This window comes from Micromonospora sp. NPDC005087 (assembly GCF_042872965.1).
GTDB lineage: Bacteria > Actinomycetota > Actinomycetes > Mycobacteriales > Micromonosporaceae > Micromonospora.
Window position 1 is genome coordinate 27,317 of sequence record NZ_JBIALB010000023.1, and the last position, 16,010, is coordinate 43,326.

Consider the following 16,010-nt stretch of genomic DNA (forward strand, 5'->3'; position numbering starts at 1 on the left):
GTCTTCACGTCTGAGGGTTGCTCCCCGTGCGCGTCTCTTGTCGCTGACCTGATCATCCACCCCTTTGATCCGGGGCGAGTGGGGTCGGGTGCTGGTATGGGATGCCAAGGATCAGTCGCCGATTCCGCCTCTACCCGGTTGGCTGGTGGTTGGCGCGACCAGCGCCACCGCGCTCAAGAGCCGATTCCAGGTCCAAGGAACGCCGTATGGCGTCGTGATCGACGGCGATGGCCGAGTCGCCGCAGTCGGGATCCCGAACAAAGCCGTCGACATCCGCCGCCTGGTAGAAGCGGCAGAACGGCACATCATTTTGTCTCGACCAGCGCGTGTAGATCATGGGGCTGGGACGCAACAGGCCGCCCCGGTCCGTTAGAGATATCGACCCATCGAGAAGGAGTCGGAGATGAGCATGAGGTCCGTGAGTCGGCGGCAGTTGCTGCGGCGGCTGGGAGGCACCCTTGCTGCCGGAGTAGGCATCGCGTTTTTTCCGGCCGGGTTCGCCTCGGCATCGTCCAAGACCGGTCCGACATCGACCCCTGGCCATACGGGCGGCGGGCCGGCGTACCCGGGAGACCCCGGCTTTGTCGCCACGAGTCCAGGGGAGCTAGATGCCGCTAAAGCCAGTTGGGAAACGCCGGAATATGGTTATTATACCGGCCATAATCCTTCTACTCCTGGCACAGCGGTCAATTCCCCATGGCAGCTCGTCGCGGTAAACGCGTCCACCGCCTACGCCCTAGGGTACTGCGGGCAGGGCGTCACGCTGGGCATGATGGATTCGGGCTACAGGGCTACACACGAAGCATTTCAGACCGGGCTGATCGCTTCGGTGAGAGCGGAGGGTGTCTACGGCACGTCCGGCTACGGCTATCGTGGCGCGACCCCGTCGAACCCTTTTACTGCGGGCGAGCCGTTCACTGTGGCCGGTGATCAGGCGAGAACAAGTGACTACTCGCACGGGACCGGTATGCTTGGGGTTACCTCCGGCATGCGCGATGGTAAAGACCAGCACGGCATCGCCTTTGGATCGAAGATGTATGTTGCCAAGACCGGCGGTTCCGATACCCAGTCCCACGGTCCCTTCCACGATTACGTGTACTGGCATACAGCCAATAAGGCCCTGGTCGACGCAGGCGCCCAGGTCATCAACAGCAGTTGGGGCTCTTATGTCCAGACTATTGACAGAACCCGCTTTGACGGCTTAGGAAACGACCTTGGAGTCAACGGCAACCTCGCCAACGCTTACCAACTGCCTGGCAAAGACAGCGCCAGCGCCACGGCAATGGCGACCATTATCCCCAACGAGTACCTGAAGGATCTGGAGTACCAGTATTTCTTCTTCAAGAAAAGCTATTCGGAAGGCGGCATTCAATACAATCCGAACCACCCCGGACGTTCCTTTATGGACGCCATCTGGGACGCCATCAAGGACAGCGGTACCGTCAACGTAAGGTCGTCCGGCAACAACGACTGGAGCAACCCGTATTTTCGCCCGGCGTATCCCTTCTTCAATCCCTTGGCGGAAAAGCAGTGGATAGCCGTCAGCGGGGTGCAACCGCCCACTGCGGCCAATCCCGAATACACAAAGCAGTTCGGGTATAACGAGGCGGGGCTCGCCAAATGGTGGACCGTGTCTACCCCTTCAAACAGCGTTCGGACCACGAACAGCGGTGGTGACACTAACTATTCAAACTCAAGCGGCACGTCACCGGCAACGCCCGTTGCGACAGCGGTGATGGGGGTTCTGCTCTCCCGCTATCCGAACATGGACGCCAAGCAGGTGCGTGAGCTGATGTTCACCACGGCGAACAACAAGATGTCCGACGGCGTGAGATTCCTCGGCACCGGGCAAACCTCCCCCTCCGGGGCATCCATCGCCTGGACCGCTCCCGACGGTCTTCCGGACGAACGCTGGGGCTGGGGGATTCCCGATCTGGCCAAGGGCATGTACGGCCCCGGCCAGATCCTGAGCCCCATGACCTACAACATGGATAAAGCGCCCCTGGACGTCTGGTCGAACGACATCAGCCAGATCGCGATCAAGGAAAGGGAAAGGGAAGATCTGGAGTGGCTGGCGGGCTACAAGGAGCAAGGCATTGCCTACGCCGGTGAATTCAGCCCCAACGTGCTGAACCCGGACGGCGCGCTTAACGAACAGGCCTTCATGCTTCAGGGCATTTTGGCTGATCCTTACATCCAAGCTATCACTAACGGCCATCCCGCGTTGTACGACAAGATCACCTATGAGGACGCCGTCAAGTGGCGCAAGGAATGGATGGACGAGCGCGCGGCCTACATTCAGAACAACATCGACAACAACCTCTACACGGCTTCTCTGACCAAGCAAGGCCCCGGGACGCTGATCATGACGGGCGACGACACCTACGAGGGCGGCACGACGGTTGAAGGCGGTAAGCTTTCGATCACCGGCTCGCACGCAAGCTCGATCGACGTCAAGGGCGGCACGCTCGGCGGCAGCGGTTTCGTGGCAGGCAGCATCGACGTCGACAGCGGCGTGCTGCAGCCCGGTCTGTCGTCCGGGGAAGCGGCGTCCGCGGCGTCCATCACCCTCACCGACGTCGCGCCCGGCAACGTAGTGAACGTCGGCGGCGACGTGACCGTCAGCCGAGCGGGTCGCCTCGCCATCACCATCTCCGGCGACCACGACTACACGAGCGTGCGGGCCGCGGGTGACCTGGTGCTGGACGGCGAACTCGCCCTGGACATTCGCGCGCCCCTCACTCCGGGCACGGTACTGACGATCATGAGTGGCGACTCGATCAAGGGCAACTTCCGTTCCCTGCCGGAACGGCGGATCCTGAACGCGGGCCACCACATGTTCAGGGTGTCCTACCAGGACGGCGATCTGACGCTGACCGTCGTGCGAACGCTGCCCGGGGCAGGGTCCGGCGGCGTCTAGCCGCACGTGGCCTGGCCAGCCAGGCTCAGGTTCGCCTGAGCCTGGCTGGCCAGGCCTTCGCCCAACGTGGCCGCGTTGACGAAGCTGCCACCACTGCGCAAGCGCAAGGGCAGCTCGTGGACGAGCGAACAGGCACGGATGTTCCTCGAGTCCTCCCGCGACGGCGACGACTACCTCTACGCCTGTCCTACTCCAATACTCGGTCGCGGCTCGTGAGCTGCGGTTTCGAGGGTCGGGCTGTGTCTCGCGGCGCTGACGTCGCCCGGTGTTCGGAGTCCTAGCCCTCATGATCGGGTTCGTGGCCGTGCGACTGATCTACCAGCTCCTCATCCAAGTCATCTCGTGGCTGGCCTTGCTGGCGCAGTCGTCGGCGTCAAAGGACGCGGAGATACTCGTGCTGCGTCACGAGGTCGCGATGCTTCGCCGCGGCAACCCGAAACCGCGTCTCGACTGGACCGACCGTGCCGTCCTTGCCGCGCTCGCGCGGATCCTGCCGAAGGTACTGCGAGCTCACCGGATCGTCGCGCCTGCGACGCTCCTGCGCTGGCACCGTCGCCTGCTCACCGCGAAATGGCGCCAGCCCAGACCACCGGGCCGCCCACCGATCAGCGATGAGCTGGCCGCGCTCATCATCCGCCTGGCAAGAGAGAACCGGACGTGGGGCGTGGTCCGCGTCCAGGGCGAACTGCGCCGCCTGGGCCACCGGGTCGGCGCGTCCACGATCCGCCGGATCCTACGTTCCCACCGCATACCGCCGCCACGACAGCACGACGACGCCTGGCGCACGTTTCTTCGCGCCCACGCCGGCACCATCTTGGCCACGGACTTCTTCCACGTGGATTGTGCGGTCACCCTCCAACGCCTCTACGTCGCCTTCGTGATCGAGGCCAAGAGCCGCCGGGTACACCTCCTCGGCATCACCCTCCACCCGACCGCGGCATGGGCCACCCAGCTCGCCCGCCAGTTCACCGCCGACCTCGAAGACTCCGGTCGGCGGTTCACCCACCTTCGACTGGAACACGGTTCGCCCGTCGATCACCCTCACGAATCTCGCCCCGGGTGCCGCGCACACCATCTGTGGAACGCTTCGAAACCGGTGAACGTGCGCCTCGACTTCGGATGCCACGAGGGCGGCGGCGGCACCCGGACATGGAACCGTTCGTACACCTCGCTGCTCACCGATCCGCCGCCGCCCTCGATCGTGCGGGCGCGCCGGACACGGGGGTAGACCTCCAGCGGGGCCGGTCGTCGAGCGCCCGTAGGCGGAACAGCCATGATCAGGGCGTTTTCCACAGAGCAAGGCGTTATCCACAGGCCCGGGCAGGGGTTTGTGGACACCCAGATCGTCGTGCGTCTCGAAGCACTCGGCCTCGTGACCCGCGAACCGAATCCCCGGGACCGCCGCGCACGACTCGTCGCGCGAACCCCCCGAGGAGACGAGATCAACCACCGGTTCGCAACAGCCTTCACCTTCGCCCGCACGGCGGTCGGACGACTCTCACCCGACAAACAGGACCAGTTGACGGCGCTGCTGCGCAAAGCACTGGGCTGACACGCACCCGCGGCCACCCCATTACGGTGGATCCAGCGGCTTCATGGGTGCGGGCTGCGGCAGTCTCTGATTGTTCGCCATCACGCTCGGCGTGGCATGTTCTGCGACGATGAGCATGAGCGCGCTTCTGTCTTGGGTCGTGGTGGCGTTCAAGCCCGCGGGACATCCATGCCGGTCGGCCGGTACTCGGCCACCGGCCAACAGCAAGCCAGCCGAACCTTCACCGGACCTGATCAACAACTTTTCAACTCTTGACTGTTCGTCACACCGTTGATGGACGCGGCGGGCGCGGGTGAGGAGTCTCGGCTTCACGTCGCCGGGTACTCGTGTCTCCCCTTACCACCCTGGTCGACCTTTGGACAATCTCACTGCCGGGGCGGCCCGATGCCCTGCGGGCCGACGCCACAGCGGGTGGACCGTGGTGCCGTCGGGGAGCGCGAAGGGGTTGCGGGCGGTGTAGCCGTGCCGGGTGTAGAGGGCCGCCTCGGCGAGAGTCGTGGCCTCTGCATAGGCGGGCAGCACAGAACGATCCATCTGGACCAGGCTGCCGGCGAGCAGGGCGGAGGCGCGGGCGACGCTCCAGGCGGCTGGCGGGACCGCAAGAAACGTTAGGTGGTTGTGGGGATCGGTGGGACGGTGGGCCTTTAGGAGGCGGTCCAGGCACTGGAAGCAGTCCAGGTAGTCACCGCAGGCGGCGGCGAGCCGTTGGCGGTAGCTGGCCGGCGGCGGAGTGGGACGGTAGCGGCGGAGCCAGACGGCGGCGGCGGAGTGGTCACGCAGGAGAAAGACCTCGCCGACGAGGAGGGCGTGTTCGACCCAGATGCGGGCGACGGCGGTGAGCACGGAGCGTCGCTGGTCTTCATCAGGCACGAGCCACGCGCCGATCGCTGAGGAGTGCAGGGGATCGGCGACGAGGCTGGCGACGTCGCCGATGTCGCGCCAGTGGGCGCGGACCGTGGGCAGAATGCCGGTCATGGGGAATCTCCAGTGGACGAGGCGTGGTTGCCCGGTGGCGGCATGCCGTCCCACGAGGCGAGGGTGTGCAGTCAGATCAGGCCTTCCGCCAATGACGCGGACGTGGCGGTATGTGCCGCCGTCGCGTCACGGATCAGCGCTGGCGAAGGACAACACCCGGCTGGCCGGGCGTGCGCGGAGCACCTGGTTCACAGCACGGTGGCACCACCACGGAGCCACCTGGGGCGGTGACGGCGCCCGCCGTTCACCGACGGCGGATCACCACCGCGTCGCCCGGCACGGCGGCTGACGAGGTGCGGCCGCGACCCGCGACCCCGCCGTCGTTGCCGGTCCGGCCGTGCCCGTGGGTCAGCCGTAGCCGCACGTGGTAACGCCGGGGCGTCCCTCAACCAGGTCTGGTGCCGGGCTGGGGCGATCGTTGGGCGAACGTGTCGCACCGGGACGAAGCGCAGCGCTGGGATACCAGCTCCAGCGTCCGCGGATGCGGTGAGATGTCGGCCACCGTCGCCGTACCGGCGCCTGACGAAGCGGAGCTGGCCGCGCTGCCGGACGAGATCGGCGTCGGGCCGCCGCTGCCGGTCCCACCGACGCGCCCGAAGCCACGACTCACGTCGGCGGCAGCACCTGCGGCCGGCTCACCGCCGCACCAACGCTCCGCCGTCACGTTCCAGCACGGCGCGGACGGCGCCGCTTCCGGGTGCGCCGGGGTCACAGCTGCTGCCCGAACAGAATGCTCGGTAGTGTCTGGAGTACTGGTGACCGGCACCGCACCGGAAGGCGCGGGCTGCGGTTCGACCGGATCGCCGGGCAGGACCACCAGGTCCGCCGGTTGGCCGAGGATCGGCGGGGTCGCTCCGAGCACCGGGGCGATGACGGGGGCGAGTGTCTCGACGACCGGTTCGGCCACCGGCCGGACAACGGCGTCGACGGGTTCGAGCAGTCCCGTCCCAACGGTCTCCTGCACCACCGTTGCCGCAGCACCCACGACCGGACGCGTCACCGGCGCGACGGCTTCCGCCAGCCCCGTACCGGCCGCTCGGTCCACCACGCGACGCACCGGCGCCACCGCCGCCGACAGATCACCAGGCGGGACCCGCAACCCTGGGTCGCGCTCGGCGCGGGCAGACGCCCGGATGCCGGCTGTCCCCGCGGTCGCGGGCGCCGGCTCGCGCACCACGGCGGTCCCGGCCGGGCCGCGGTCGACCGTCGCCGACCCCCCAGGCGAGGCGGGCGGGCGCGACACGACAGTGTCAACCACCGCCCCGGCGCCGTCGAGCAGATCGCCGACCATGCCCCGGCGCGGCTCGTCAACGGCGTAGGCCGGATCGTCCATGACCGCGTCGTAAGCGCCCCAGGTGGCGATGACACCACCGCACAGGAGCATCCCGCGCAACGTCGCCTGAGCGAGTCGTCGGCCGCGACGCCGCACCACGGGCACCCTCCCGACTCGTCCACGCCACCCAAGCAACGATCACCAATTGTTGCCCAACGCGGTCAATCGGTCACCCTCCGACATGCGGGATTTGCGCCATCCGCACAACGACTGGACGCACCTTGCGCGCCTCCCGTAACCGGACACCGATCTCCGGGCACCGGAACGGACTCCGGGGGCTCCTGCCGGCAATCGTCCCGCCGCCCGGAAAGGGGTGGGAACCGTGGTGCGGACCGCCGCGAGCAGCACCAGCAGCGTCGCGATTAGTACTCCAGCCGCACTTTCAGGTTCGGAGTCTGCGCTGGTAGTGGCTGGTTCGAGCGCGGTACTGGTGGCGGCGTCGCCACCGGGACCATCGCCAGATATGATCTTGGTGGCGGATGATGGTGATCAGGTGTGCCAGGAGACGTCGGACCTCGCCGAGGGTGAGGGGAATGAGTCTGTCTCGTTCGGGATCGCTGCCCCCTTTGAGGCCGCGGCGGTGACGGCGAGGAACGCGTGGGCCCACATGGCCAGGGTGATGTGCCGGTACCAGGCGTCGTAGCGGCGGACCTGGTAGTCGTCGAGGCCGACCTCGTTCTTCGCGGTCTGGAAGCATTCTTCGACCGCCCAGCGGGTGCCCGCGACGCGGATGAGTTCCTCGTCGGTGGTGTCGTCCGGGCCGTAGCACAGGTAGTAGGCCAGTTCGGTGGGGTCGGTGATGTTGCGGCGGATCAGCAGCCAGCGGCGGTAACCGTGTTCGGCGGTGCCGGTGTCGGGCAGAGATGCCACGGCCCAGTCGTAAAGTCGAGGGCCTTTGACTCCGTCGCCGCAGCTGCGGCGTTTCCATGCCGGGTCCGGTGCGCGGGCGGCGAGGGCGTCGGCGCGGGAACTGCCGGTCTCGGTGGGGATCTTCTGGTTGCAGGCGACGGCAAGGACATAGCCGACGTGCCGGCGTTGCAGCGTGGCGCGGAACTTGCCGTCCTTGCCGTATGCCTCGTCGGCGGTGACCCATTTCGCCGGCAGCCCGGCGTCCAGGGCGCGGGTCAGCATGGCCAGGCCCTGGGCGGGTTTGGTCGCGAACGTCACCTGCTCGCCGATGCCGGCCTCGACGCGCCGCGCCGGGTTGTCGCACCAGCGTTGTGGCAGGTAGAGCTCGCGGTCGATCAGGGCACGTCCTTTGCTGCTGGCGTAGGCGAGGAACACGCCGAGCTGGCAGTTCTCGATCCGTCCAGCGGTGCCGGAGTACTGCCGTTGCACGCCGGCGGACTTGACGCCTTTCTTCAGAAAGCCGGTCTCGTCGACGATCAGGACCCCGTCGGGCTCGCCGAGGTGCTCACCCACATAGTCGCGCAGGTCATCGCGGACCGCGTCGGCGTCCCACCGGAAATTGTTGAGCAGCCGTTGCATTCCGTCCGGGGTGCTGTCGCCGGCAGCCTCGGCGATGGTCCAGCTGTTCTTACCCGCCAGCGGCGACAGCAGCCCGAGCAGGTAACCCCTGGCCCGGCGGCGCGGTTCCACCCGTCCGAACCGGCGCGCGATACGCGCCATCACGTCGTCCAGGCCCGCCACCCAGCCCGCCACAAGATCCACTGTCACGAGACCGAAAGTCCACATAGTACGATCGACGTCGTGACGGCGCCGGCACTAGTACCGCGCTCGAACCAGCCACTACCAGCACAGACTCCGAACCTGAAAGTGCGGCTGGAGTATTAGAGTTCCCAACAGAATGATCTCTGAGCTTGCCGTCCCTTGTAGAGGGTGATCTACGATGTTCGGCCGTGAGGCGTGGTGAGCAGCCGCCGTGGATCGTGCCGGACGGGCTGTGGCAGCACATCGAGCGGTTGCTGCCCAAACGGGGTCGCTACCAGGGGTACCCGGGACGTGTCGTCCAACCCGTAAGTGAGCCGGATCTGCGCCAGTGACTCCGGGTCGCGCTCCTCACCGGCCAGCGTCAGGGCCGGGTCGCCGGGCAAGGCCCGGATGCTGACGAACACCAGCATCCTCGCCAGCACCAGCGCCAACAGAGATGCGCCGTCCGGCGGAGGGCGCCGTGAGCATCCGGGCTCCTTCAAAAATGCCCGGCCCGGTCCGAGTGGGCGGAAACCCGCCACCCGGACCGGGCCGAAGCAATTGGTCTTACTCGCCGCCGAGGGCGGACGCGAGTGCGGACGCGCCCCCGACGAGCGGGAGGTCGACTCTGGTTTGGCTGTGGTGCGTGTACAGGCTCAGCTGCGTGCCTGGCGGCGGCCGGAGGGTGAAGACCCGGTCGCTGGAGTACACGACGAGCCCGATCTGGCTACCGTCGTTGAACACGTAGTCGTGCGGCTGCAGGTCGAAGTTGTGAGTGAACGGGGCTCCCGGCATGATGCCGTAGCTGCGATCCAAGCCGAACCTCTTCAGCGGGTCCGACCAGCCCCGCGCGATGATCTTCGGGTTGCCCGACTCCGGGTACTCGACCAGCATCGCGCTGACGATCCCGGCCCGGGCGTTGATCGACATCCGAGTCGAGACATGCACCGTCCCGCTGAGATGGACGGGCTCGGTGAGCGGCGCGGTGCGGTAGGCGAGGCGGTTCGGCGACTGCTCGGCGCGGGCGAAGGACGTCGCGTCGATCGTCATGTCGTCGGTGAAGGTCTCGGTGACCGGCCTGTCTGCGGCGTTGCGTGTCAGCGTGAGCCTGCCGGTGGTGTTGTCGCCACTGGCTCCTAGGAAGAGAGGTGTGGAGGCGGAGCCGGGCGCCGGCCAGCTGTCGTACGGCGTCCAGGTGCCGTCTTCGCGCTCGATGACTGCTGAGGGCTCGTCCAGCACATCGTTGTTCACCCCGTGCAGCCAGTAGGTCCACCAGCGGTTGAGCAGGTCCAGCCAGGCTGCCCGGTTGTTCGAGAGCGCCCGGTCGCCGTGCCCGCCCTGGTGCAGCCACACCTGGTGAGGGATGCCGTTCTCTTCGAGGGCGTCAACGAGCTGGGCGGCGTTGCGGAACTTCACGTTTTGGTCGTTCAGGCCGTGCTGCACCAGGACGCCGCCGGCGATGTTGCCGATGTTTGGCAGGTAGTTGCGCTCGTGCCACCATTGGTTGTACTCACCGGTGAGCCGGTCCTGACCCCGCCGGACCTCTTCCTTGGTGTAGTCACACACCTCCGGGTACTTCCGCGAGATGTTGGAGTTGTGGTTGGAGTTCTGGTCGCCCCCAAGGTTGGTGTTGGTCGAGATCGGCGTGCCGTTCATCCGGCGGTAGTCGTAGTAGCTGGAGATCGCCGCGATGGGCACGATTGCCCGCAGTTCCTTCACACCGGTCGTGGCCACCCCGATCGGTAGCGTGCCGTCATAGGAGGTGCCGATCATCCCGACCAGACCGGTGGTCCAGTTGGCCTTGACCGGGTTGCCGTCGATGTCATAGGCGTCGGCCCGGCCGTTGAACCAATCGATGACCGCCTTGAGCGAATCGTGCTCCTCGGGACCGCCGCCAGTCGTGCACCCGGTCGAGCTGCCCGTACCGAGCATCTGTGCGTGGGCGAAGATAAAGCCACGTGAGAGGAACTCGTTCTGGTACGTCCCGCCGTTGATTGTCTGGTGCGGCGGCTCGGTGCCGTCGTACGGCTTGTCCGGCAGCGGGAAGTACGGGAACGGGCCGGGATCCGGCGGCGGCGCGTAGCCCGGCCGCTGGGGAGCGTAGAGCGGAACGTGGACCTCGTTGTTCAGGAACTCCCCTCCGTCACCCCAGTAAGGGCTCGCCTGCATGATGATCGGAAGCTGGATGCCCTTGTCGGTCGACGCCGGCCGCCGGATCTGCACCCGGATGCGGTCGTTGGCACCGTCCCGGTCGGTGTCCATGCCCTCGACCTCGACCCAGACATTCTGGGTGATGATCTCTTCACCGGCGTACACCGGCTGGGCTCGGCCGTTCTCGAACACAGGACGCTGCCCGGTCGGCTGCTCCTGGGCGCCGGCCGCCGGGGCGGCGAACCCAATCGAGGCGACGAGCGCCAGCGCTACGGCGCCGGGCAGCCAGTTTCGTGGTCGTGATCGTCGCTGTCGATGGACGTGGAAATGCATGATCACGGGCTCCTTCGGTGCGCAGGGCATGGGCAGGACGTGTTGGGACCACCGACGAGTCGGTGAGGCGGGCGGTTTTCAGGCGGGGCAGCCAGTTGCCGAGGAACTCGAAGCCGGTCATGGCCGAGGTGCCCGCCACGAAGACGTTCGGGTGGTAGTGGTGGATCGTGCTGCGGCGTTCGAGAATTTCCTCGATGGCCTGCTGGTAGCGCCTTTCGCGCGTCGAAGTCCACGACCGCGCGGGCCTCGTCGAGCAGTGCGTCGGTCGAGTCGTCGGCGGCCATGCTGTAGGGCCGCCTGGTTCTCGCCAGATGTGGTGCCGTCCCCGCTGTTCGACACCGGTGAGCAGGCTGCGACGGTGCAGGCAAGGGCGACCGTCACCACCGCTGTCCGGAGTGGACGGAGTCTGCGTGGGCTCGTTTCGCTCGGGAAGGGGTTCGATGGCAGCTCCTCGAGTCGGCGACTCTGGGAGCGTATGTTGTATACGAAGATGTGTGCAAGACCTCCTTCGATGCCCTCCGACCACCTCCCTGCACTTGCCGGAATCTCGTCCGTGCAGGTCACGCAGCATGCTTGTATTCGTGGAGAACACCGCCGAGAGGGTCGTGCCTTCGTATGGCGAGGCGGGCGAGTTTGTTCGGGTCGGCGACCTGCGCGGGCAACGGGTGTAACGGGCGTGTTGGCGATGCCTTGGTGAGGGCCGGTGGGAGTTGTAGAAGTCGTTGAACTCTTTCAGGGCGTGGAGGGGATGCCGCTGGTTCCAGATCAGGGTGCGGTCCAGGAGTTCACGCCGGCAGGTCTGTAGCCAGCGTTCCATGATCGAGTTCATGCGGGGCATCCGGACGCGCTGAGGACGACGTCGATGCCCGCGTCCTTCAGGACGGCGTCGAACAGGGCAGGGGTCTTCCCGTCACGGTCCCGGATCAGGAGCCGGGCCCTGCAGCCAGCGTCCTCGAGGTCCATGATCAGATTCTTCGCCGCTGTGAGCAGGGCGTCAGCCTGGGAGCGTAGGAAGTCGGCCCACGTGACGCGGGCGCGTTCGGGCGCCGGGTCTATCCCGGCCTCCTGCAGGATTTCCCATACGGTGGGGGCGGCTACCTTGATGCCGAGTACGAGCAGTTCGCCGTGAAATCGGCGGTCCATAAGGGACGACAGGCCCAGAGATCATTCTGTTAGGAACTCTGAGAGGTCCTAACCAAGTCGCACGACGTGTCGGTACGTGATGATGCAGGTGGCGAGGGCGAGGAAGGGTTCGTGGATGTCGTCGCGGCGTCCCCATCGGATGCGTAGCCGTTTTTTGCCGTGGTACCAGGCGATGGTGCGCTCGATCACCCACCGGTGCACGCCCAGGCCGGAGCCGTGAGGTTGGCCGCGGCGGGCGATACGTGGGCGGACGCCCTTTGCTCGTACGGCTTTGCGGTACTTGTCGTGGACGTAGGCGCGGTCGGCGTACAACTCGTCGGGGCGTTGGCGTGGCCGACCGCGGCGTCCGCGGACCGGTGGGACCTTGTCGATCAGCGGGAGGCGTTGGGTGACGTCGTGGCGGTTGCCGCCGGTCAACGCCACGGCGAGGGGATGCCGGCGCGCTCGGTCAGGAGGTGGTGCTTCGAGCCTGGGCGGGCGCGGTCGACCGGGCTCGGCCCGCTTCTGGGCCACGTCTGGCCGCTCGGACGTGCGAGGAGTCGATGACCGCCCGCGACCAGTCCCACTTCCCGGCGGCCTGGGGTTCGGCCGGCAGCAGCTCGTGCAGTCGCTGCCACACTCCGGCGGGGTTGCATTCCTCCAAGCGCCGCCAGCAGGTCATTCCCGACCCGAACCCCAGTTCCTGCGGCAGGAACTCCCACTGGATGCCGGTGTGCAGCACGAACAGGATCCCGCTCTGGACCGTCAGCCCTGGCCGCCGCAAGCGGACGTGTCATAGCGACGAGGATCGGTGGCCGACGGGCCTGCCTTGCGATCCGAAGGAATGGACGTCGAGCCCGGCGATGGCGAGCAGAGCCTCCTCGACCATGTCCAAGCCTCGGCCCAGCATGCCTGGGCCGAGGCTCTGCTGCGGACGGCCGGGCCGGCGCGCCGGTACCCGGCCGTCCACGTTCTGGCAGCTGGCGAAGCTACCGGTCCAGCGGCTCGATCCAGATGTTGCGGTACTGGACCGGATTGCCGTGGTCCTGCAGTCGGATGGCACCCGTCGCAGGGCCCTCGGGCCGGCTGCCGCCAGTCGGGCCGAGGATCTCGACGTCGTCGTGCACCCTGACGCCGTTCCACACCACGGTGACGCGGGGGTTGTCGACCTTGTTTCCGGATGCGTCGTAGCGGGCCTGCCGGTACACGATGTCGTACGTCTGCCAGGCCTGCGGCGGCAGCGCCGCATTCACGTCGGGGGCCTTCTGGGTGTAGATGGCCGCGGCGTCGTTGGTCTGCGGCGGGTCGATGCCGAAGGAGTCCAGCACCTGGATCTCGTAGCGGTCCTGCAGGTACACCCCACTGTTGGCGCGCGCCTGGCCGGTCACGTCCGGCGGGTACGGCGGCAGGTTGAACTCCACGTGCAGCCGGAAGTCGCCGAAGGCCTGCACCGTGCGCAGGTCCCCGTTGCGCACAGTCATGGCGCCGTCGGCGATCGCCCACTCCGGTTCGCGCCCGTCGCTGTGCTGCCACTCGGTGAGCTCGCCACCGTCGAACAGCGTGATGCGCTTGCCGTGCGGCCGAACGGCGAGCACGTCCAGGTTCACGTGCCCGGAGTCCGCAGCCTCCTTGCGGTACTCGACCAGGTTGCGACCCTTGTTCAGGCGCACCTTGGTGCTGACGGTGCCCCACTCCTCCCAGGTCACGGTGGAGGGGAAGACCGTCTGCTCGACCCGTTCGCCGTTGACGAACAGGCTCAGCTGCTTCTCGCCGGAGTAGGGATTCGGGCCGTTGCTGTAGCGCATCGCCAGGTCGTACGTCCCGGCCTCGCGGACATCGACGGACATGCGGGTCGACGCGCCGTCGCCAGCGAACCCGGCGGCGAAGCCGGCGCCGGAGTAGGCGGCGTGGTCGGTCGCCATGCCGACGCCGGCCGTACGGCCCTCCTCGGCCTCGAAGAAGGTTTGCGGCTGCACCACCCGGCCCGGGATCTCGTTGAGCGTGTACCAGGCCTCAGTGTTCCACAGTTCCTCGCCGGCGGCGGATGAGAACGGACGCGGGGAGCGCACGTGCACCACGCGGTTCTCCTTCAGGCCCGGGATCTGGAGCTTGACGGTGCGGCCGTCGGCCGACAGCTCGGCCTTGGCCACCTTGAGCGTCTCCAGCTCGAGCTTGGGACCGCCGTACTGGCTCGTCGCGCCGTAGCGCCACTGCGTCACCTGGTACGCGTCGGGGAGTTCCTGCGCGGTCTCGGCCGACAGCGGCTTGGTGTAATCCAGCTCGAACCCGACGTGCGACGCGCGCATCTGCTTGACCTCGAAGACCGAGGTGCCGTTGGGTGTGAGCTTCTGCAGGCCGTAGGTGAGCTTGCCCTCCTGGCCCCAGTTGCCGCCAGCGCCCAGGCCACCGGTGTAGAGCGCGCCGTCGGGGCCGAGGGTGACCTCGTTGACGCCGGCCTCCAGGCCCTGCGTGTGCCGGAACACCGCACCCTGGTACTGCCCCTCGATCTTTTCAAGGAAGACGCGCTGCAGGCCGCCGTAGGTCACGTCGCCGACGACCAATTGTCCCGCGTACGGCCCCTGCTTCAACAGCACGGGAGTGGACGGTGAGTTGCCGATTTCGTTCTGCGGGATCCAGACGATGGGACGCGTCACCGGCTTGTCGTCGAACGGACCCGCGGGCGTCGTGTAGTGGTTGTAGAACGCCCCCTGCTGGATCTGGACCAGCTTGGATGCTGGCAGCCAGCCGCCCTGGTTGTCGGTGACGAAGACCTCGCCGCGGGGGCCCCACCCGATCCCGTTGGGGGTGCGCAGCCCTCCGGCGACATACGTGATTTCGCCGGTCATGGCGTTCACCTTGATCGAGGTTCCGCGATTCGGAGCGGGCTGGGGCACGGTGGTAGCGCCGCCCTGGTCGATGGCGACTGACAGGTTGAGGTAGAAGTACCCGTCCCGGTGGAGCAGGCCGAACGCGAACTCATGGAAGTTGCCGCCCCATGGCCAGGTGGCAACGGTGCGGCGGTCGTCGGCGAGGCCGTCGCCGTCGGTGTCGCGCAGGGCCGTCAGCTCGTGCTTCTGGCTGACGTAGACGGTGCCGTCGACCACCGCAACGCCCTGGGGTTCGCGCAGCCCGTCTGCGAACTTGCGGTATGTCACCTGCCCGGGGCTGGTCTGGCCGGTGACGCCCTCGACCACGTAGACCTCGCCGGTCGCGGTGTCGGTGCCGCCCCAGGTGGAGATCATCAGGTCGCCCTCGGGCAGGAACGCCATGCCGGTGACCTGCGGCTGGAGCCCTTCGGGGCGCAGGTCGGTGAGGGTGTAGCCCGGGTGCACCCGGTCGAGCGGCAGGCCGTCGCCGGCCGAGTCGGTCGCCCCCTCGCAGTACTTCCATCCCGGGGCGGTGACGCGTACGACACCGGCGTCGGTGCTCAACGCGGAGTTCGGTATGAGCTCGAAGTCGGCTGCACCCGGGCGGCGCCATTCGAGCCGCAACACCTGGCCGCCGCCATTGTCGAAGAACTCGAGGCGAATTGGGTGCAGGCCGGCGCTGAGGGTGGTCGACCCTTCCTTGGAGGTTTCGCCGTGCAGACCGTCGTGGTCGACGACACGCTGATCGCCGATCGTCAGCCGTGACCCGTCGTCGCTAGTCAGCCGGAATGTGTAGTCGCCATCGACGGGCGCGGCGAGATTGGCGATGACGTGGCTGATGAACCGGTCCGAGAGTCCGAACTCGTCTGTGGTGATCCAGTTGATCTTCGGCATGAGCTTGTCGACGTTCGGTGTCTGTGCCGGCTTGAGGGTGCACAACGTCGACAGCGGAGTTCCCATGTCGTACGAACGCAGGGTGACGCCGGGTTCCTGCGGCGGGACATCGACGGTGACGGGTGCGGCCCCGGCTGGGGTGATGGTGACCGCGGCGAGCAGGGTCGATAGAGCGGCACCTGCGGCCACGAGCCTGACGCGACGGCGTCGGCG

General features: G+C 67.2%; 12 protein-coding genes and 1 pseudogene. 5 read left to right on the plus strand and 8 right to left on the minus strand.

The window, feature by feature from the left end; translation table 11 throughout:
* Positions 1–130: 130 nt before the first annotated feature.
* On the minus strand, positions 131–337 hold the full coding sequence (locus tag ACFYPS_RS32165; RefSeq protein WP_387329480.1) for a hypothetical protein: 207 nt from the start codon (positions 335–337) through the stop codon (positions 131–133).
* Between the two features lie 66 nt (positions 338–403).
* Here ACFYPS_RS32165 and ACFYPS_RS32170 point away from each other — a divergent pair, with 66 nt between their 5' ends.
* The 4 genes from ACFYPS_RS32170 (at position 404) to ACFYPS_RS32185 (ending at position 4,472) form a co-directional block, all read left to right on the plus strand.
* Positions 404–2,920 (plus strand): S8 family serine peptidase, encoded by a 2,517-nt coding sequence (locus ACFYPS_RS32170; protein WP_387329483.1) that lies wholly within the window; start codon positions 404–406, stop codon positions 2,918–2,920.
* A 75-nt stretch (positions 2,921–2,995) separates the two neighbouring features.
* On the plus strand, positions 2,996–3,136 hold the full coding sequence (locus ACFYPS_RS32175) for a hypothetical protein (RefSeq protein ID WP_244298838.1): 141 nt from the start codon (positions 2,996–2,998) through the stop codon (positions 3,134–3,136).
* Between the two features lie 82 nt (positions 3,137–3,218).
* Positions 3,219–4,148 carry a helix-turn-helix domain-containing protein gene (locus tag ACFYPS_RS32180; RefSeq protein WP_387329486.1) on the plus strand — a complete coding sequence of 310 codons (930 nt, stop codon included), beginning with the start codon at positions 3,219–3,221 and terminating at the stop codon, positions 4,146–4,148.
* A gap of 102 nt (positions 4,149–4,250) precedes the next feature.
* Complete coding sequence (locus ACFYPS_RS32185) at positions 4,251–4,472, plus strand: MarR family winged helix-turn-helix transcriptional regulator (protein WP_387329489.1); 222 nt, start codon at positions 4,251–4,253, stop codon at positions 4,470–4,472.
* A gap of 336 nt (positions 4,473–4,808) precedes the next feature.
* Here ACFYPS_RS32185 and ACFYPS_RS32190 read toward each other — a convergent pair whose 3' ends face one another.
* The 3 genes from ACFYPS_RS32190 to ACFYPS_RS32200 all read right to left on the minus strand — a co-directional run bounded on the left by ACFYPS_RS32190 (position 4,809) and on the right by ACFYPS_RS32200 (position 8,475).
* The gene (locus ACFYPS_RS32190) at positions 4,809–5,447 is read right to left on the minus strand and encodes a hypothetical protein (RefSeq protein ID WP_387329492.1); all 639 of its coding nucleotides are present in this window, start codon (positions 5,445–5,447) and stop codon (positions 4,809–4,811) included.
* Positions 5,448–5,832: 385 nt separating this feature from the next.
* Positions 5,833–6,876 (minus strand): hypothetical protein, encoded by a 1,044-nt coding sequence (locus ACFYPS_RS32195; RefSeq protein ID WP_387329495.1) that lies wholly within the window; start codon positions 6,874–6,876, stop codon positions 5,833–5,835.
* 393 nt (positions 6,877–7,269) lie between these two features.
* A complete protein-coding gene (locus ACFYPS_RS32200; protein WP_387329498.1) occupies positions 7,270–8,475 on the minus strand; it encodes an IS701 family transposase in 1,206 nt (401 codons plus the stop codon).
* A 164-nt stretch (positions 8,476–8,639) separates the two neighbouring features.
* On the opposite strand from ACFYPS_RS32200, the gene ACFYPS_RS32205 reads away from it, so the two are divergent.
* Positions 8,640–8,783, plus strand: a complete 144-nt coding sequence (locus tag ACFYPS_RS32205) for a hypothetical protein (protein ID WP_387329501.1) — start codon at positions 8,640–8,642, stop codon at positions 8,781–8,783.
* A gap of 214 nt (positions 8,784–8,997) precedes the next feature.
* Here ACFYPS_RS32205 and ACFYPS_RS32210 read toward each other — a convergent pair whose 3' ends face one another.
* The 4 genes and pseudogenes from ACFYPS_RS32210 to ACFYPS_RS32225 form a co-directional block, all read right to left on the minus strand.
* The gene (locus ACFYPS_RS32210) at positions 8,998–10,914 is read right to left on the minus strand and encodes a CocE/NonD family hydrolase (protein WP_387329504.1); all 1,917 of its coding nucleotides are present in this window, start codon (positions 10,912–10,914) and stop codon (positions 8,998–9,000) included.
* Between the two features lie 825 nt (positions 10,915–11,739).
* Positions 11,740–12,057: a hypothetical protein gene (locus ACFYPS_RS32215; RefSeq protein ID WP_387329507.1), complete on the minus strand. Its 318-nt coding sequence runs from the start codon at positions 12,055–12,057 to the stop codon at positions 11,740–11,742.
* A 48-nt stretch (positions 12,058–12,105) separates the two neighbouring features.
* A pseudogene (locus ACFYPS_RS32220) lies at positions 12,106–12,793 on the minus strand (IS5 family transposase); the annotation flags it as partial.
* 232 nt (positions 12,794–13,025) lie between these two features.
* Complete coding sequence (locus ACFYPS_RS32225) at positions 13,026–15,986, minus strand: family 16 glycoside hydrolase (RefSeq protein ID WP_387329510.1); 2,961 nt, start codon at positions 15,984–15,986, stop codon at positions 13,026–13,028.
* Between the last annotated feature and the right edge of the window lie 24 nt (positions 15,987–16,010).

Coding starts and splice junctions, on each gene's coding strand:
- ACFYPS_RS32165 (WP_387329480.1), bottom strand. CDS start 337: ATGATCTACACGCGCTGGTCGAGACAAAATGATGTGCCGTTCTGCCGC.
- ACFYPS_RS32170 (WP_387329483.1), top strand. CDS start 404: ATGAGCATGAGGTCCGTGAGTCGGCGGCAGTTGCTGCGGCGGCTGGGA.
- ACFYPS_RS32190 (WP_387329492.1), bottom strand. CDS start 5,447: ATGACCGGCATTCTGCCCACGGTCCGCGCCCACTGGCGCGACATCGGC.
- ACFYPS_RS32200 (WP_387329498.1), bottom strand. CDS start 8,475: ATGTGGACTTTCGGTCTCGTGACAGTGGATCTTGTGGCGGGCTGGGTG.
- ACFYPS_RS32210 (WP_387329504.1), bottom strand. CDS start 10,914: ATGCATTTCCACGTCCATCGACAGCGACGATCACGACCACGAAACTGG.
- ACFYPS_RS32215 (WP_387329507.1), bottom strand. CDS start 12,057: ATGGACCGCCGATTTCACGGCGAACTGCTCGTACTCGGCATCAAGGTA.